Here is a 17701-nt window from a genome sequence, read left to right on the forward strand (position 1 = left end):
AGGATGCAGGCATGTCACTCGCTCACACAACACCCCATACTTCCACAAGTTTATCCAGTCGATTTGTGCCCGACCGTCCGCTCGACATCATCTGCATCGGCCGACTCGCGGTTGATCTCTATGCCCAGCAGGTCGGCGCACCGCTGGCTGATGTCACCAGTTTTGCCAAATATCTTGGCGGCTCTTCTGCCAACATCGCCTTTGGCTGCGCCCGACTGGGCCTTAAATCAGCCATGCTGGCACGCGTTGGCGACGAACAGAATGGTCAGTTTCTCAAGGCTGCACTGGCCGCTGAAGGCTGCGACGTCAGCCACGTCACCGTCGACCCGGAACGCCTGACCGCGCTCGTGATGCTCGGTCTGAAAGACAAGGAAACCTTTCCTCTGATCTTCTACCGCGACAATTGTGCTGATATGGCACTGGCCCCCGAGGACATCGACGAAACGTTCATCGCCAGCAGCAAGGCATTGCTCATTACCGGTACCCATTTCTCGACGCCGCAGGTGCATCGCAGCAGCAGTCTGGCACTTGCGTATGCCCGTCGGCATCAAGTACGCACGGTGCTGGATATCGACTACCGCCCGGTGCTGTGGGGGCTGACCGGCAAGGGCGATGGCGAAACCCGCTTCATCGCCAATGGTGATGTGAGCCAGCATCTGCAAGGCATTTTGGGCCACTTTGATCTGGTGGTCGGTACCGAGGAAGAGTTCATGATCGCCGGTGGCAGCGAAGATATCATCGCCGCACTCCGCACGGTGAGGGGGCTTACCAACGCCACACTGGTGGTCAAACGTGGTCCGCTGGGCTGCACCGTGCTGCATGATGTGATTCCCGAGACGCTGGAGCAGGGCTTCCACTATCAGGGCGTGCAGGTTGAAGTGCTTAATGTGCTGGGGGCGGGCGATGCCTTTATCTCGGGCTTCCTCAAAGGCTGGCTCAACAACGAGGATGACGAAAGCTGCTGCCGTTACGCCAATGCCTGCGGTGCGCTGGTAGTATCGCGCCATGCCTGCGCACCTGCCATGCCGGGACCCATGGAACTCGACTACTTCCTGCAACATGCCGCCAGCCTGCAACGTCCCGACCGCGATGCCCATCTGCAGCGTTTGCACCGTGTTACTGTGCGCCGCCAGCAATGGGACGAGGTCAACGTCTTCGCCTTCGATCATCGCAACCAGTTCTTCGAGCTGGCGCTGGAAGCGGGTGTCAGTCAGGAGCGCCTGCCACAACTCAAACGCCTGCTGGTGCAGGCCGTCGCCGAGACTGAACAGGCTGCCGGAGTGCAGGGCAAGATCGGTGTGCTGATCGACGACCGTTACGGTCAGGATGCCCTCAATGCGGCAACAGGCCGTGGCTGGTGGGTAGGCAGGGCAGTCGAGCTGCCGTTGTCGAACCCGCTGGAATTCGACTTCGGTCGCTCCATCGGCACCCATCTGCAGACCTGGCCACAAGAGCAGGTGGTCAAATGTCTGGTGCAGTTTCACCCCGACGATACGGTCGACAAACGACTCGAACAGGAAGCCCAGATTCGTGCGCTCTATGATGCCGTGCAGCGCAGCGGTCATGACCTGCTGCTGGAGATCATTCCACCCAAGTCGCTGCCGCAGGAAGAAAACACGGTATTGCGCGCACTCAAGCGGCTCTACAACCTCGGTATTTATCCCGAATGGTGGAAACTGGAGTCGATGTCGGCACGGCAATGGGATGCCATCGACCGCCTCATCGCCGAGCGCGATCCGTATTGCCGTGGCGTGGTTCTGCTCGGACTGGCCGCACCGGTGGAAGAACTGGCCGCTGGCTTCGCCGCTTCGCGTCATAGCAAGACCTGCCGTGGCTTCATGGTCGGCCGTACCATTTTTCACGAGCCCAGCAAGCGCTGGCTGCAAGGACAGATCGATGATGCGACACTGATCCGCGAAGTACGCCAGACCTTTGAACAGCTGATCGGCATCTGGCGCCAGAGCCGTGATGGTCAAGTCAGCCAAGCCAAGAAGAAGGAGGCCGCATGAGTCAACTCAAGTCATCCGCGCCAGCAGCGACCATCCGCCTGACCATGGCACAGGCGCTGGTGCGTTATCTGGATGCCTTGCGCATACAGACACCAGAGGGCGTGGTGCCGCTGTTTGGTGGCGTGTTTTCCATCTTCGGTCACGGCAACGTTGCCGGTATTGGCGAGGCGCTGTATCAGGTCCGCGAGACACTGCCGACCTATCGTGCCCATAACGAACAAGCCATGGCGCATACCGCCATTGCCTACGCCAAGGCGCACATGCGGCACCGCATGATGGCCGTCACCAGTTCCATCGGCCCCGGTGCCACCAATCTGCTGACTGCTGCTGCGCTGGCCCATGTCAACCGTCTGCCGGTGCTGCTGTTGCCGGGTGACGTGTTTGTCTCACGGCGTCCTGATCCGGTGCTCCAGCAGCTGGAGAATTTTCAGGATGCCGGCATCTCCGCCAACGATGCGTTCAAACCGCTGTCCCGGTTTTTTGACCGCATCTGCTATCCCGAGCAATTGCTGAGCGCCTTGCCAAGGGCAATTCAGGTGCTGACCGATCCGGCGCAATGTGGCCCGGTGACGCTGGCCTTGCCGCAGGATGTGCAAACCATGGCGTTTGACTATCCGCTGGCTTTCTTTTCACCCAAGACGATCGTCCTGCGCGCGCAGGCCCCCGCACAGGAAGAGTTGCAGGATGCACTGGCACTCCTGCGCGACGCCCGCCAGCCGCTGATCGTCGCCGGTGGTGGTGCCTTGTATGGCGACGCCACGGAGGCGCTACGGCGCTTTGCCGAGTTACACGGTATTCCGGTGGCCGAGACGCAAGCCGGCAAGGGGGCCTTGCCATGGTCCCATCCGCTGCAACTCGGGGCCATCGGTGTGACCGGCTCTCCCGCAGCCAATGCCATGGCGGCCCAGGCTGATGTCGTGATTGCCGTCGGCAGTCGTCTGCAGGACTTCACGACGGGCTCACATACGCTGTTCAGTCAGGCTCGCCTGCTCAGTATCAACGTCAATCCGGTCGATGCCATGAAGTGGCACGCCACGACCCTGTTATCCGACGCCAGACTCGGGCTCAATACGCTGTCACAGGCGCTGGGCGACTGGCGCAGCGACAATGGCTGGCAAGCCCGCGCCCATGACCTGGCCGATGGCTGGCGCGCTCGCGTCGCGCAGATTACTGGTTGCACCGATATCGGTGCCAGCCTGCCGTATGACGGTGAAGTCATCGGTGCGGTGCAACGCTCCAGTGTCGACTCTGCCGTCAACGATATTGTGGTCTGCGCCGCCGGTACGCTACCCGCCGAGCTGCACAAGCTTTGGCGGGCAGGGCGTCCGGGGGCCTATCACGTCGAATACGGCTACTCCTGCATGGGCTATGAAATTGCCGGCGGTCTCGGCGCCAAGATGGCCCATCCAGAGCGTGATGTCATCGTCATGGTCGGTGACGGCAGTTACCTGATGATGAATTCTGAAATTGCCACCTCCGTCATGCTGGACCAGAAGCTCATCATCATCGTCCTCGACAATCGTGGCTATGGCTGTATCAACCGCCTGCAACAAGCCTGTGGTGGCGCGCCCTTCAACAACATGCTGGAAGACTGCCTGCAAGGGCCGCTAGGCGCACCGCAGATCGACTTTGCGGCACACGCCCGTGCGCTTGGTGCACTGGCCGAGAACGTCAAGACCATCGCCGGGCTGGAAGCTGCATTGCAAAAGGCCCGTGCCGCGGACCGCACCTATCTGATCTGTATCGATACCGATGCCACCCGCACCACCGCCGATGGTGGCTGCTGGTGGGAGGTCGCCGTGCCAGAAGTGTCGACAAGACCGCAGGTACAACAGGCCCGTGCCGACTACGAGCAGCAGCGTCAATCTCAATCTGTCTGAACCAACAATTGCATGAACAAGCGAAAAGAGGAAATCGTGGGTACACCGTTTAACGTCAAGATCGGCATCAATCCTATTTCGTGGATGAACGACGACCTGCCCTCATTGGGCGGCGAAACCCCGCTCGAAGTGGCCTTGTCCGAAGGCGCACAGATCGGCTATCGCGGCTTTGAGCTGGGCAACAAATTCCCCAAAGAACCCGAAGCCCTGCGCGCCGTGCTCGGTAAATATCAGCTTGAATGCGTCTCCGGCTGGTATTCCGGCCGTCTGGCAAGCCGCTCCGCCGAAGAAGAAATTGACGCCGTCGGCCCGCATCTACGCCTGCTCGCCGCAAATGGTTCCAAAGTCATGGTCTATGGTGAAGTCGCCGATGCAATTCAGGGCGCGCCTGTGCCGCTGTATCAGCGTCCACGTTTTACCAGCGAAGCCGCCTGGCAAGCCTATGCCGACAAGCTCACTACTTTTGCCCGCTACACGCTGTCGCACGGCGTCAGATTGTCCTATCACCATCACATGGGTGCCTATGTGGAAACCCCGGCCGATGTCGACAAGTTGATGGCACTGACTGGTCCTGAAGTCGGTTTGTTGTTCGATAGCGGCCACATTACTTTCGCCGGTGGCGATCCGCTGGCCGTATTGCAAAAGCACATTGCCCGTATTTCCCATGTACATTGCAAGGATGTCCGGCCGTCGGTGGTGAAGCTGGCACGCAACCGTGACTGGAGTTTTCTGCAAGCCGTCATCAATGGTGCCTTCACCGTTCCCGGCGATGGCGCGATCAACTTCGGTGCCTTGTTGCAGGTGCTGTACCACCACGGTTATGCAGGCTGGTTGGTGGTCGAAGCCGAACAAGACCCTGCCGTCGCACCCAGCTACCGCTATGCCGATATGGGCTACCGTCATCTTGCTGCTTTGGTCAGCGCGATTGAAAACGGCACCCTGCAGGAGGCCGCATGAGCTTACTCGTCAAAGCCCGGCCCACCGGGCGCGATATTGTGCAGGTCACGCCGCACTCGGCCGGCTGGAAGTATGTCGGCTTCAGTGCGCATCGACTGGGGCGCGGCGAGAGCATCGCGCTCAATACCGAAGGGCGTGAATATTGTCTCGTTGTGCTCAGTGGTACCGTCAGTGTTCAAGCGGGAGACCAGCGCTGGCGCGAGATCGGCGAACGCAGCAGCGTCTTCGATACCAGGGCCGCTTATTCCGTCTACGTACCGCATCATCAGGCGCTCAGCATCACCGCCGACACTGATGCCGAAGTCGCACTCTGCAGCGCCACCGGGCATGGCAGCTTGCCAGCACGCTTGATCGAACCAGCCAATGTCACGCAATCAGTGCGCGGGCAGGGTAGCAACACCCGGTACGTCAGCGATATCCTGCCGCAAAGTGCCCCGGCTGATCATCTGCTGGTGGTCGAGGTCAAAACCCCGGGCGGGCATTCTTCCAGCTATCCACCGCACAAGCACGATACCGACAATCTGCCGCAGGAAAGCTTTCTCGAAGAAACCTACTATCACCGTCTCAACCCGGCGCAAGGCTTTGCGTTTCAACGGGTGTATGTGGATGACCGCTCACTGGACCAATCGATGGCGGTTGAAAACCATGACGTGGTCATGGTGCCACGCGGTTATCACCCGGTGGTGGTGCCGCATGGCTATGAAAGTTACTACCTCAACGTGATGGCTGGGCCGAAGCGTGAATGGCATTTCAAGAATGATCCGGCGCACGAATGGATGTTGCAGCGTTAGAAGGAGGGGATCAACGAATCCCCGCCCGTAAAAACGCCTGAATGAATTGCCGCTGAAACACCAGAAAGCCCACCAGCAGCGGCGCAATCGCCATCAGTGTCGCCGCACTGATAAGGGAGATATTGACGCCGCTTTCGGGTGCGCCAAATAGGGATAAGCCCACCGTCAACGGCCTTGTGGCGCTGGAATTGGTCACGATCAGTGGCCAGAGAAAGTTGTTCCAGTGGGTTGCCACCGAGACCAGCGCATAGGCCAGATACACCGGTCTGGCCGCTGGCACATACACCCGCCAGAGCACGCCGAACCAGCTACAGCCCTCGATCCGGGCAGCCTCTTCCAGCTCACGCGGAATTTGCATAAACGCCTGTCGCAGCAAAAAAATGCCAAACGCGCTCGCCATATACGGCGCTGCCATCCCCAGCGGCGTATCAAACAGGCCGAGTCGGGTCACCATGGCGTAATTCTCGACAATCAGAATTTCTGGCAGTACAAATAATTGCAGCAACACCAGCACGAACAACAGGTTCTTGCCTGCGAACTGAAACCGCGCAAACGCAAAACCTGCCAGCGTACAGAGCGTCAATTGTCCAGCCAGAATCAGCGTCACCAGCAAAAAGGTATTACAGAAATATCGCAACCAGGGCGCAGACTGCCACGCCAGCCTGAAGTTATCCAGCAACAGTGGCGCATGCAGGTCAAAGCGCAGTGCGGCATCGGACTGATGCAAAGCCGCCCACACCGCAAACAGCAACGGTGCCATCCAGCACAAAGCCAGCAGCCAGGCACCACCGGTATCGACGACGCGCCAGAAGCGCTCGTTGGTCGCCGGGGCAGTGGGAATAGGATTGCGCGGGGAAGATTCTATGAGCGTCGTCATGACAGGTCTCTGCGATCAGCGGTAATGGATGCGACGTTCAAACACCAGGAACTGCAATGCGGCAATCAACGCCAGCACGGCGATGACCAGCACCGTCATCACGGCCGCACTGGACGGATCCAGATAGGCAAAGGCGGTCTCCCAGATCCAGTACAGCATCAGCTTGGAGGCATTGTCCGGCCCACCGCGGGTCAGGATGAACAAATGGTCAATCAGGCGCACCGCATTGATCAGCGCATTGACCAGCACAAACAAGGTCGTCGGCATCAGCAGCGGTAACACCAGCCGACGGGTGGTTGCCCAGCGCCCGGCACCTTCGAGACGTGCCGCTTCGCGCAGCTCCGGGGGAATCGCCTGCAACGCCGCCAGGTAGAACAACATGAAAAATCCCGACTCCTTCCACACCGTCACCGCCATCACCGACCACAGCGCCGTCCCCGGTTGGCCCAGCCAGTTCGTTGGACCAAGGCCAAACAGTGCCGTAATGTGATCCAGCAAGCCCAACCCCGGCGTGTAAAAGAACAGCCACAGATTGGCTGCCGCAATCATCGGCAGCATGGTCGGGGTAAAAAAGGCCGTGCGCACCAGACCGCGCCCGCCGATCTTGGCGTTGGCCCACAAGGCCATGCCCAGCGCCAGTGCCATCGATACCGGCACCGTCACCGCCGCATACCAGAGATTGTTGCCCGCGATTTGCCAGAAGTGCGGATCAGCCAGCACCTCACGGTAATTATCCAGACCCGTGAAGTGGCTGGGATGACGCACCGTTCCCCGCGTAAAAAAGCTATCCCACAAGGTGGCCAGCAATGGAAAAAACGCAAACAGTGACAGCAGCACCAGTGCTGGGCTGAGCAAGCCCCAGCCCAGCAGGTTGTGTTGGCGTCGCTCTGCCTGCGTACGCGGAGAAGTGAGAGAGGTCATCGGCAATCCGGGCAACAGAGCAGCAGGCTTAGCGATACGGCTTGAGCAAGCGCTCGGCCGTCGCCTGCGCTTCATCAAGTGCCTGTTTTGGTGTCTTGCTGCCGGTCAGCGCAGCCTGCACCGCATTCGACAAGGCCTCACGCACCCGCGCACCTTGCTCTGTCGATAGTTCAGGCACTGCCACCGCCAGCTGATCGCGAGCCACCAGCGCCTGCGGGAAGGATTTGCTGTAATCACGCAAAGCAGGCGTGTTGTAAGCCGCGCCACTGGTGCCGACGTAACCGGTCGCAATCGACCATTGCGCAGCACGCTCCGGCGCCGTCATCCAGCGTACAAAGGTGACTGAGGCAGCCTGTTGTGCCGGGGTTGAACCCTTGAACAGATAGAAGTTGCCACCACCCACCGGCGAGCCGGGCTGCTTGTTGGCCGGCAGCATGGCGACCCCAAAATCAAACTTGGCCTCCTTCTTGACCGCGCTCAGGTTGCCGGTGGTATGCCACATCATCGCGGTCTGACCTTGCAGGAATGCTTGCCGCAAAGTTCCCCATTCGACCGCGCCAGCTGGACTCACATGATGGGTCACCGACAGTGCGCGCCAGAACTCCAGCGCTTCGATCGCCGCTGGGCTGTTGAAATAGACCTGCGTACCATCCTTGCTCATCAACTGCACACCGTTCTGGATCGCTAACGCCTGAAACAGCCAGTAAGCGTAACCGGTAGAAGGAATCATCACGCCATAGCGATCCTTGGTGGTCAGCTTGCTGGCAGTGGTGACCAGCTCCTTCCAGGTTTTAGGCGGTGCGTCCGGGTTCAGTCCTGCCGCACGGAACATGTCCTTGTTGTAGAACATCACGATGGTTGAGCGCTGGAACGGAATGCCCCAGACATGGCCATCGATATTGCCATTGGCCATCAGCGCCGGATAAAAACTTTGCAGCCACGCACGGTCTTCGGTGCTGGTGGCGACTTTGTCAAACGGCTCGATCAGGTTCTGATCAATCAGGTCATAGGTATCCATCGCACCCAGCACCGAAATCTGCGGCGGCTGACCACCCTTGATAGCCGACACGGCGCGCACCCGGGTCTCATCATAGTTACCCGAATAAACCGCCTTGACCTTGATGTCCGGATTGGCCTTCTGGAAGTCGTTGATCATGCCGTCAATCACTTCGGTCAGCGGGCCGCCAACGGCAATCGGGTAATACATCGTCAGATCGGTCGCCGCCGCACTGCCAGCAGCAGTCAATGTCGTCGCCAGCAAGGCCGCTAACGTGGTTTTCTTGATCAGTTGTCGCAACATGAGATGTCCTTGGTTAAAGGGAGGTTGATAGAGCAAAGAAGAGAACGAGGCCAAACAACTCAGCAGTCGCTACACAGCAGCAACGGCATCGGCATCGGCGTCACTCGTCAGCCGGCGACCATCACTGGCGGCAAACAGATGCGCATGCTCTGGGTTCCAGCCCAGCCCGACGCGCGCACCCCGCTGCAGCTGCGTTTTCTCGGGCGAGCGCACAATCACGTTGTCGCCGCCCGGTAAGGCCAGATAGATATACGATTCAGCACCCTGAAACTCGACCCCGGTTACCATCCCGAACAGATCGGTCGAAGAGGGCGGTACCAGCCTGAAGTGTTCCGGCCGTACGCCCACCAGATGCCCGGTGCCATGCTCGGCGATACCTGACTGCAAGGTCTCTGGCAACTTCGCTACCTGCATCAGCATCATCGGTGGGCTGCCAATGAACGCTGCCGCAAAGGCGCTATTGGGCGTCTCATATAACTGCGCTGGCGAGCCGCTTTGCACAATGCGTCCGCCGTTCATCAACACGATCTTGTCGGCCATCCCCATGGCCTCGGTCTGGTCGTGGGTCACATACACCACCGTCATGCCCAACCGCTGCTGGAGTGCGCGGATTTCATGGCGTACGGTATGGCGCAGCTTGGCATCCAGATTCGACAAAGGTTCATCCATCAGACAGATGCCATGACCTGCCACCACTGCGCGCGCCAGTGCCACCCGTTGCCGTTGCCCGCCAGAGAGCTGCCCTGGCTTGCGCTGCTCCAGCCCCTGCAGATTGGTCAGCGCCAGGGCATCCTGCAAACGTTCACGCCGCTCCGCCGCCGACACACCACGCACCTGCATGCCAAAGCAGATGTTGTCCGCCACATTCAGATGCGGGAACAGCGCATACGACTGAAATACCATCGACAAACCGCGCGCCGATGGCGCTGCCGTTGTCACATCCTGTCCATTGATTTCTACCTGACCGCTGTCCGGCGTTTCCAGTCCGGCCAGCAAGCGCAGCAAGGTTGACTTGCCGCACCCGGACGGGCCCAGTAATGCCACTAATTGTCCGCGTTCTACGTTCAGGTCCAGTGCATCAATGACCTGATGCTGGCCCCACGATTTGCTGATGCCACGCAAGCGGATCGCGATATCGCTCTCTTGATCGCTGACGGTATGGCGCACTGTGTGATTCATGATTTTCCTGCTGTATTCAGAAGTGCTACTGCATCTTTTGCAGCGCGTGCCGATGCCACGACCAGGTGCGGCTGGCCGTTTAGCAACGGCATCATGTCAGCAGGTACCGCCTGATCAGTGACAAAAATGTCAGGGTCCGACAAATGGCCGCCGCGAACGGGTGCCTGCCGACCAAACTTCGAATGATCGGCCACCAGAATCCGGGTACGGCAACTCTCGCGCAGTGCCTGACGTGAGCTTGCTTCCATCCGGTCAAAGTCGAGCAGGGTGCCATCGCTGTCAATGCCGCCAACGCCATAAATACCAAAGTCAGCACGGAAGCTACGGAAGGTTTTATCGGCCTCGCTACCGAGAATCTCCGGATTGGGAAAGCGCAAGGTGCCACCGGGCACAATCACCTCATTGGTTTGTCGGGTTGACAGCGCCAGCGCTGCTCGCAAGTTATTGGTAATGACCGTTAAATGTTCATGTTCCGCCAAGGCCAGCGCCACCTGTTCAGGCGTGGTGCCAATCCCGATCAGCACACTGCAGCCATTGGGAATGAGCTTGGCTACGGCCGCACCAATGCTGGCCTTTTGTTCCAGATTACTGATGCGGCGCTGATCATAGGAGGGATTGCGCAAGGTCTGAATCAACTCCGCGCCACCATGCCGACGCCGCAAGATATCGGCATCACACAAGGCATTGATATCGCGCCGGATGGTCTGGGTTGTCACCGCAAAATGCTCCGCTAGCGCTTCCATGGTCAGAAAGCTATGTTGCCGGAACAGCGCAATGATCTCGTTGTGCCGGGGCGAAACCAGCTTGGATGGGTTGGGGAGAAGCGCGGTGCTAGGAGTGTTCACTTGGTCATCGCCTGTTTCAATTGAAAACGCGATGAAGATTAGCGGCGCTTTGTTACGGCCTTATGACGTTGCTGTGTGTTCAAGTGAATTCGTTGTGCTTGCTCAATTTTTTGTCTGCACTAGTGAGCTTATTACCCCAAGAGAAACGGAACCTGCCGCTTCAATCTGATAAGGAGTTTGCACGTTACGATGACCGCGCCATCAGCACCGTCACCTGGAAAAGTCAATACAACCTACTAAGGCGTATTACGAAAACCGGCCAACACGCTGTATTTGCCGACCAGAATGTTCATCTCTGTAAATTTAACCCGGCGACATAGTGAGAAGTGATTTGCTGGTGTTAGAATTTTCCAAACGAATACAGAAAGGTCGGTCAAATAATGAAGCGTGTCATTTTGTCTGTTATTGCAGCAAGCTCGATTCAAATCGCCCACGCACAATCGGTACAGGCACCGGTACCAGTCCAGAATGAGAAGTGGTCGTACCAGACGACCGACCAATGGACCTCCAAAGTCACCCAGACAATCAACGTTACCGTCGTCGGTGTTTTGGGTAACTATATCCGCCAGCAGAATGAAGTACATAACGTGACGTCAAGCGGTCAGCAGGCACCGACCCAGACGCTACTGGTAACCTTGCCTTCGGACCTCAATGTCGTCTCGACCATCAATGGCGAACGCATCGTCAATCGTATCTACGACTGGCCATTAACGAGTGGCAAAAAGTGGCATAAGCAAAGTAAGGTTGCTTCAACCATGACCTTGCCAACTGGTTTGACGCCAGCGGTATTTACTTCTGACACTGACGCCGAAGTCGCTGGCTGGGAAGATGTTCAAACCCCTGCGGGTAATTTCAAGGCCTTGAAGATCGTCTATAAATCCAAAACCACTGTCGATATCATGCCGACGTTTTCATCGACATCGACTGAGACTTCCTGGTACAGCCCGGATGTGCATCGTAATGTGAAATACACGTCCGAGGCTTTCGGTGCCAGCGGTGAGCCATTGACAAGCACCGTGCAACTGTTGGTGGCACATAGCCAGTAATTACCTCTGCTCCATGTGAGCGCCTACAGCTTCAATAACGCCTGCGCCAACCTCAATTGAAGTGTTGGCGTGGGCGTGTTAACTTTTAGTCATTCATCCCAAAACTTGTTCAGGCGCGCAATGTGTTCCGCAGAGACGTCGCGCAGCAAGGTCGCTGCCGCCAGCGAAAGACGGTACAGATTGGCGCTATCGGATGGCTAGGTAGCGCGGGTGGGAATGGCAGAAAATAGTCTGTTTTTTCTCAAAAGGCCGGATTGCGTTGCGTGAGCGTCTGGCTTAAGTGCGGATGGATGATTGCTGCGTATGCTGCGCTGCCACCTGCTGCACACACTGGATAAAATACTCCGCCGCCCGGGTCAGCAGGCCGTCTTCACGGATCATCAGATTAAGCTTCAGATCAGGCAGTTTGGCGTTGATGTGAATGGTCTCGAACTGGGCTTGCAAAATTGGTGCCGATAGCGCCAGTTGTGACCAATAAATCACCACATCGTTTTGCATCGCCAACTGATAGAACAGCGATTGTGACGAACAGCGTGTGATGCGCCGTGGCGGGCGCAGGCCATGACTGGCGAACAATTCACCCAGAAACAGGTTGTGGCGGCCAGTCAGGTCCGTGTGCAACCATTCCAGATCCTGTAGCTCGGCCAGTGAACGGCTGCTGGCATAGCGGCTGCCCTTGCGGATGGCAAGCGAAGTCGGCAGCGAGAGGAGTTCGGTACTGCCTGTGGGCAGACTGATGCGCTCTTCGGCTAGCGCGCCGACGGCAAAGTCGAGGCTGCCGTTCTTGAGGTTGTCGTAGATCTGGTCGGAGCTGTATTCAAAGAAGCTCAGTTCGATCTCGGGTGAGCTGGCGCGGAATTTGGCAAAAGCCTGCGGCAGGATGGTCAGCCCGGCCAGTGGCGTTACACCAATGGCAAGGCGTCCACCGATGTTGCCTTTGAGGTTGGCGAGGTCTTCTTCGGCACGTTCCAGTTCGCGCACGATCATGCGGGCGCGTGTCAGCAAGGTTTGTCCAGCCGGGGTCAGCGTCACCCCGCGTGATTTACGGAGCAGGAGCGGCAAGCCGACTTCCTGCTCCAGCTCGCGCATGGCTTTGGTGATCGCCGGCTGACTGAGAAACAGCGCGCGCGCTGCGGCATGGATACCGCCGTGATCGGCAATGGCGACCAGCGCCCGAAGTTGGTAATGCTTCATGGTTTGGCATGTTCTGCGGTGACAGGACGGGCCATACCGCAAGGGCCCGGGTTCGTCGCTGCATTCTCCAGCACTTTGCCTATCAAGGCAATCGGCCGTGCCAGACGTGGATCAGCGTTGGCGCGGCTTGCGGGTTGCAAGCATCAGTACCAGCGCTGCGCCAGCGAACAACACAATGGCCACACCCAGTACGCTGTTGACCGAGCCAAGCTTGTTACTGAGCACGCCAATGGCTGCCGAGCTGACTGCGCCGCCCAGAATACCCAGACTGGTGATGCCGCCAATGCTGCCAGCGGCAGCGCTGCTGGAGAAGTGTTCTGAAATCAGTGTCATGAACAGGGGCGTGGTTGAGGCAACACCTACCAGTGCTACCGACAGACCCAGCAAGGACAACAGCAGCGCACCGTGAGCGGCGACGGTGATGGCCAGACCAAGTATGGCAATACCTAGTACGCTCAGGAAATGCCAGCGCCGTTCGCGGCGACGATCCGAGCGACGGCTGATGAGCAGCATGCCGATAATCCCGGCCAGATTGGGAATCGCGGTAATCAGGCCCACCACAGCCAAATTATTGATGCCCCAGCCGCGTACCAGCGATGGTAGCCAGAACACCAGCGCATAGGTTGCGCCGACCATCAGGAAATTGGTCAGGCCAAACGCGTAGACCATTGGATCACGTAACAGCGACCGCAGCTTCTGTAGCGGGGAGGCTGCGTGGTGGCTCGTACCGGCGGTATCGACGATTTCTGCTGCCAGATCTTGACTGATCTGGGCCTTTTGCTCGCTGGTCAGCCAGTTGGCTTGTGCAGGAGTGTCGTCCAGACGCACATACACCACCAGACCAAGCACCACGGCCGGCAAGCCTTGCAGCAAGAACAGCCATTGCCAGCCGGCCAGACCACCGACTGATTGCAGATATTGGAGGATGGCACCGCACAAGGGGCCTGCCACCAGGCTGGCTGCAATGGCCGCACTCATGAAGATCGCCATCACCTGCGCCCGTTGTCGCGCCGGAAACCAGTAAGTGAAATACAGGATAACGCCGGGGAAGAAGCCCGCCTCAAACATGCCCAGCACAAAGCGCATGAGGTAGAACTGCAGCGGGGTCGAAATGAACATCATCAAGGAAGCCACCGTACCCCAGCACAACATGATGCGCAGCAAGGTTTTACGGGCTCCGATCCGTTCCAGCAGAAGGTTGCTGGGGACTTCGCACAGGAAATAACCAACAAAGAAAATCCCGGCACCAAGACCATAAACAGCATCGCTGAAATGCAGCAACTGTTTCATCTGTAACTGGGCATAGCCGATATTGACCCGGTCCAGATAGGCCACCATGTAGCACAGCATCAGGAGTGGCAATAAACGCCAGGCGATCTGACGATAGAGCGCAGCGCCAGAGATGGCAGAGGACGTCGCGTCAGCGGGGCTGGGTTGCGAAGTGGAGAGGGCGGTGCTGTTATTCACTGGATATCCGTTCGTGCATGCATTGAATCCGCTGCCAGCGCAACTGCCTGAAACAAAAAAGGATGCAAGATGCGTCCAAAGAAGCATCTTGCATCAAACGCGCAGAGCAAGGAGATCAAAAATTGTTATTGCAATAAAAATTCTAAAAAATCAGATCAGAAATGGTGATACATGCCAATCGAGATAGTGCTGCTGGTGGCACCCGCCTCCGGCGTGCCGGTACTGCTGGTCGGTAACGACTGGCTGTTGAGAATGATGGTCGAGGCGCCATAATTCTTGATCAGGCCAGCGCGGGTGTAGATGCCAGTGCGCTTGGAGAGCTGATAGTCGTAGCCCAGCATGATCCCCACAGCCGAGTCGCTGACAGTCGCGCCGCTGCTATTGTGCACGCCCGAGGTGTCACGGAACACCAACGAGGCACGATAGATATTGCGGTCGCGCGGCAGGATGGTGCCAAAGGTATAGACCCGGGCAATACCGTCACCGGCTTCACGCGGAATGTATTGGTTATAGGCCGTCGACAACACCAGCGAGCCAACATCATAGACACCACCGACGCCGATCAAGTCGTTACGGATACCGGTTGTGGAGTCCCAGAACTGGTTATAGCTGCTGGCCAGGAACCAAGGGCCCTTGGCATAGGTAAGGACGCCACCTTGTTCGGAGGTGTTGTGCAGTGCAGTGGAGCTGTTATTGGCAGCCACCATCAGATCAACATTGATGCCGTTAATACGCGGTGAGCTATAGAAGATCGAGTCGGTTACGCGCGTCTGCAGGGTCGTCGCACCCTTACCCAGATCGGTGTTGTAGCCTGCGCCAGTCTTGGTCTGCACCACCGCTGCGCCAGCCCAGGTAAAGGCCGAGTTGGTGCTGACCACACCAAAGACGTCAATGAACAATGGCAGTGAAGGCGCAATCTGGTTACCGATACGGATACTGCCCCAATCGTTCGACTTCAGGCCCACCCAGGATTCGCGGTTGAATAGCTGAGTGGTCGTTTGCAGAGCACCAGTATCCGCCTGGAAGCCGCTTTCCACGTTGAATTCTGCACGCAGACCGCCACCCAGATCTTCGCGGCCATAGACGCCGATCTGCGAAGTGTATTCGCCACCGCTTTGTACCTGCACCTTGCCAGCGCCACTACCGCCTTTGATGTAGTTGATGCCATTGTCGACGGTACCGTAGATGGTGACGGAGTTCGCCGCCGTACTCGGACTATAGGCCGGTATATTGGCCAGTTCCTGCATCAGAAACGAATCTGCATGTGCTTCTTGTACAGACAGACCCAACAGACCGGAAAACAGCATGCTCACAGACATCGCTTTGACCAGCTTGGTGCTTTGGTACTTTTGCATTGTTACATCCCTCTTTAGTTGATAAGCCTCTTGAAAAACTTCGGTCAGAGCGCGTACAAAAGTCGCAGCCTTGAATGGCTGCTGTTGTTATAAAAATGCTTCAGGAGATCAGGCCGTCAGGAAGGCTTGTGCCAGATGGCCCCAATAACTGGCGCCGTAGACCAGCGCCTCATCATTGAAGTCGTAACCCGGGTTGTGGATCATGCAACCGCCATGCTTGCCGACACCGTTACCGATCAGCACATAGCAGCCAGGAACCTGTTCCAGCATCCACGAGAAATCTTCGCTGCCGAGCAAGCCGGTTGGCATCGGGATGACGTGATTGACACCGACCATCTCGGTGAGCACCTTGCGGGCAAACGCGGTCTCGTCGGGCGTATTCACCACGACGCGCGAGATGTGCTTGTACTCAATTTCGGCGCTGACATTGAAGCTTTCAGCCTGATGTTTGACCAGCTTGCGCAGACGCTCCTCGATCAGGGTCTGCACCGGCACCGCCAGGGCACGGATGGTCAAGAGTAATTTGGCGCTGTCAGGGATCACATTGGGTGCGGTACCGGCCTGCAATGCACCGACGGTCACCACGGCGGTTTCTGCCGCATCGATATTGCGCGAGACGATGGTTTGCAGACCCATTACGATGCTGGCTGCTGCCACAATCGGGTCCTGCGTGAAATGCGGCATCGCACCGTGGCCACCTTTGCCCTGCAGCGTAATGGTCACCGAATCTGAGGATGCTGCCATTGCACCGGCACGCAAGGCAAATTGACCAATCGGCAGACTCGGCGCGTTATGCAGCGAGAACACCGCATCGCAGGGAAAGAGTTCAAACAGACCTTCCTTGATCATGCGTGCAGCACCGCCCAGACCTTCTTCGGCCGGCTGAAATATCAGGTTCAAAGTGCCATCGAACTTGCGCGTCTGCGCCAGATACTTGGCCGCCGCCAGCAAGGTAGCGGTATGGCCGTCATGGCCGCAGGCGTGCATCTTGCCGTCGATTTCGCTGGCATAAGGCAAGCCAGTGTTTTCCTTGATGGGCAGGGCGTCCATGTCGGCACGAATGCCCAGGCGCTTGTTGCTGTTGCCAAGCTTTAATTGCCCGACAACGCCGGTACCACCGATACCGGTCGTGACTTCATAACCCCAGCTGCGCAGTGAGTCTGCGACCAGCTTGCTGGTGGCGACTTCTTCGAAGCCGATTTCAGGATGGCGGTGAATACGGTGACGCAGGGCGATGAACTCTTCGGCCGAGGCGACGATTTCAGGAATCAGGGATGGGCTGTGCGACAAGATAGGGCTCCAGAAAAATGATCATTCACGGACAAGGCCACAACACAGGTCTGTAGGTGGCTGCCTTTGAAAACGTCATCATTCTGAAATAATTGCTGCAAAACGAATACGCAAAGATTTTTATCTATATAACTAATGGTTATCTATTTTGCTGTCAATTTGACCTGAATTTGGATTTTTTGCGCAAATCTGCACCAATTTGGTGGGCAGGGCATGTCGACGAGCAAGTATGGCTTCTACGCAACATTCTGTTAAAGAAATAATGTTCTGGATTGTCCATCGGCAAGATTTTCTGTATAACGTCAGCTCGCTGTAAGCTTAAGTTACAAATCGCACATTCCAACAACATTAAAAATAGAATCAGTCGCAGAAGCCGGTCACCCGCCAGCGGCAGCATCAAGCTGCTCAAGCTCAAATAGCTTCGCCCAGCCAGCGTGACCAAGGCTCGCACTGATGCCAGATAGAAATGATCCAGCACGCATGGCGTGGCGGGAGGTCCGCGTGAGAGCACGACCTCCTTCGATGTGGCATTCATCACAATGTTTGCAAGCATCCAGCAAGCCCCGCAAAACCCCTCCGTTGTTCCGCTC

At 57.6% G+C, this 17701-nt stretch carries 14 protein-coding genes; 5 read left to right on the plus strand and 9 right to left on the minus strand.

The annotated features are described in order from the left end of the window. The first annotated feature begins 11 nt into the window (after positions 1-11). From iolC to iolB, 4 genes are read left to right on the plus strand one after another with little or no spacing between them, the layout of a single operon-like run. On the plus strand, positions 12-2009 hold the full coding sequence (gene iolC, locus FHW66_RS07845) for a 5-dehydro-2-deoxygluconokinase (RefSeq protein ID WP_183379216.1): 1998 nt from the start codon (positions 12-14) through the stop codon (positions 2007-2009). After that, complete coding sequence (gene iolD / locus FHW66_RS07850) at positions 2006-3889, plus strand: 3D-(3,5/4)-trihydroxycyclohexane-1,2-dione acylhydrolase (decyclizing) (protein WP_183379217.1); 1884 nt, start codon at positions 2006-2008, stop codon at positions 3887-3889. Before iolC ends, iolD begins: the two co-directional genes overlap by 4 nt. A gap of 12 nt (positions 3890-3901) precedes the next feature. Continuing rightward, positions 3902-4846 (plus strand): myo-inosose-2 dehydratase, encoded by a 945-nt coding sequence (iolE, locus tag FHW66_RS07855; protein WP_183379218.1) that lies wholly within the window; start codon positions 3902-3904, stop codon positions 4844-4846. Further along, the gene (iolB, locus tag FHW66_RS07860; RefSeq protein ID WP_183379219.1) at positions 4843-5637 is read left to right on the plus strand and encodes a 5-deoxy-glucuronate isomerase; all 795 of its coding nucleotides are present in this window, start codon (positions 4843-4845) and stop codon (positions 5635-5637) included. Before iolE ends, iolB begins: the two co-directional genes overlap by 4 nt. A gap of 10 nt (positions 5638-5647) precedes the next feature. Here iolB and FHW66_RS07865 read toward each other — a convergent pair whose 3' ends face one another. The 5 genes from FHW66_RS07865 to FHW66_RS07885 all read right to left on the minus strand — a co-directional run bounded on the left by FHW66_RS07865 (position 5648) and on the right by FHW66_RS07885 (position 10759). Then, the gene (locus FHW66_RS07865; protein ID WP_221196957.1) at positions 5648-6397 is read right to left on the minus strand and encodes a carbohydrate ABC transporter permease; all 750 of its coding nucleotides are present in this window, start codon (positions 6395-6397) and stop codon (positions 5648-5650) included. A gap of 132 nt (positions 6398-6529) precedes the next feature. Further along, complete coding sequence (locus FHW66_RS07870; protein WP_183379221.1) at positions 6530-7435, minus strand: carbohydrate ABC transporter permease; 906 nt, start codon at positions 7433-7435, stop codon at positions 6530-6532. A 28-nt stretch (positions 7436-7463) separates the two neighbouring features. Beyond that, positions 7464-8735, minus strand: a complete 1272-nt coding sequence (locus FHW66_RS07875; protein WP_183379222.1) for an ABC transporter substrate-binding protein — start codon at positions 8733-8735, stop codon at positions 7464-7466. 69 nt (positions 8736-8804) lie between these two features. Further along, positions 8805-9914, minus strand: coding sequence for an ABC transporter ATP-binding protein (locus FHW66_RS07880; protein ID WP_183379223.1), 1110 nt, complete (start codon positions 9912-9914; stop codon positions 8805-8807). Continuing rightward, a complete protein-coding gene (locus tag FHW66_RS07885) occupies positions 9911-10759 on the minus strand; it encodes a DeoR/GlpR family DNA-binding transcription regulator (RefSeq protein ID WP_370543431.1) in 849 nt (282 codons plus the stop codon). Before FHW66_RS07885 ends, FHW66_RS07880 begins: the two co-directional genes overlap by 4 nt. A 380-nt stretch (positions 10760-11139) precedes the next feature. Between FHW66_RS07885 and FHW66_RS07890 the strand changes: the two genes are divergently transcribed. Then, entirely contained in the window at positions 11140-11805 is a 666-nt protein-coding gene (locus tag FHW66_RS07890) for a hypothetical protein (protein WP_183379224.1), read from the plus strand. Positions 11806-12081: 276 nt separating this feature from the next. On the opposite strand, the gene FHW66_RS07895 is transcribed toward FHW66_RS07890, so the two are convergent. The 4 genes from FHW66_RS07895 to FHW66_RS07910 all read right to left on the minus strand — a co-directional run bounded on the left by FHW66_RS07895 (position 12082) and on the right by FHW66_RS07910 (position 17111). Further along, entirely contained in the window at positions 12082-12999 is a 918-nt protein-coding gene (locus FHW66_RS07895) for a LysR family transcriptional regulator (protein ID WP_183379225.1), read from the minus strand. 111 nt (positions 13000-13110) lie between these two features. Further along, positions 13111-14466: an MFS transporter gene (locus FHW66_RS07900; RefSeq protein WP_221196948.1), complete on the minus strand. Its 1356-nt coding sequence runs from the start codon at positions 14464-14466 to the stop codon at positions 13111-13113. Positions 14467-14621: 155 nt separating this feature from the next. Then, positions 14622-15821 (minus strand): porin, encoded by a 1200-nt coding sequence (locus FHW66_RS07905; protein WP_255458866.1) that lies wholly within the window; start codon positions 15819-15821, stop codon positions 14622-14624. 108 nt (positions 15822-15929) lie between these two features. After that, positions 15930-17111 (minus strand): M20 aminoacylase family protein, encoded by a 1182-nt coding sequence (locus tag FHW66_RS07910; RefSeq protein WP_183379226.1) that lies wholly within the window; start codon positions 17109-17111, stop codon positions 15930-15932. Positions 17112-17701 lie beyond the last annotated feature (590 nt).

The organism is Herbaspirillum sp. Sphag64 (assembly GCF_014192645.1).
In the GTDB taxonomy this organism is placed as follows: domain Bacteria; phylum Pseudomonadota; class Gammaproteobacteria; order Burkholderiales; family Burkholderiaceae_D; genus Herbaspirillum.

Coding starts and splice junctions, on each gene's coding strand:
- iolC (WP_183379216.1), top strand. CDS start 12: ATGTCACTCGCTCACACAACACCCCATACTTCCACAAGTTTATCCAGT.
- iolD (WP_183379217.1), top strand. CDS start 2,006: ATGAGTCAACTCAAGTCATCCGCGCCAGCAGCGACCATCCGCCTGACC.
- iolE (WP_183379218.1), top strand. CDS start 3,902: ATGAACAAGCGAAAAGAGGAAATCGTGGGTACACCGTTTAACGTCAAG.
- iolB (WP_183379219.1), top strand. CDS start 4,843: ATGAGCTTACTCGTCAAAGCCCGGCCCACCGGGCGCGATATTGTGCAG.
- FHW66_RS07865 (WP_221196957.1), bottom strand. CDS start 6,397: ATGGCACCGTTGCTGTTTGCGGTGTGGGCGGCTTTGCATCAGTCCGAT.
- FHW66_RS07870 (WP_183379221.1), bottom strand. CDS start 7,435: ATGACCTCTCTCACTTCTCCGCGTACGCAGGCAGAGCGACGCCAACAC.
- FHW66_RS07875 (WP_183379222.1), bottom strand. CDS start 8,735: ATGTTGCGACAACTGATCAAGAAAACCACGTTAGCGGCCTTGCTGGCG.
- FHW66_RS07880 (WP_183379223.1), bottom strand. CDS start 9,914: ATGAATCACACAGTGCGCCATACCGTCAGCGATCAAGAGAGCGATATC.
- FHW66_RS07890 (WP_183379224.1), top strand. CDS start 11,140: ATGAAGCGTGTCATTTTGTCTGTTATTGCAGCAAGCTCGATTCAAATC.
- FHW66_RS07895 (WP_183379225.1), bottom strand. CDS start 12,999: ATGAAGCATTACCAACTTCGGGCGCTGGTCGCCATTGCCGATCACGGC.
- FHW66_RS07905 (WP_255458866.1), bottom strand. CDS start 15,821: ATGCAAAAGTACCAAAGCACCAAGCTGGTCAAAGCGATGTCTGTGAGC.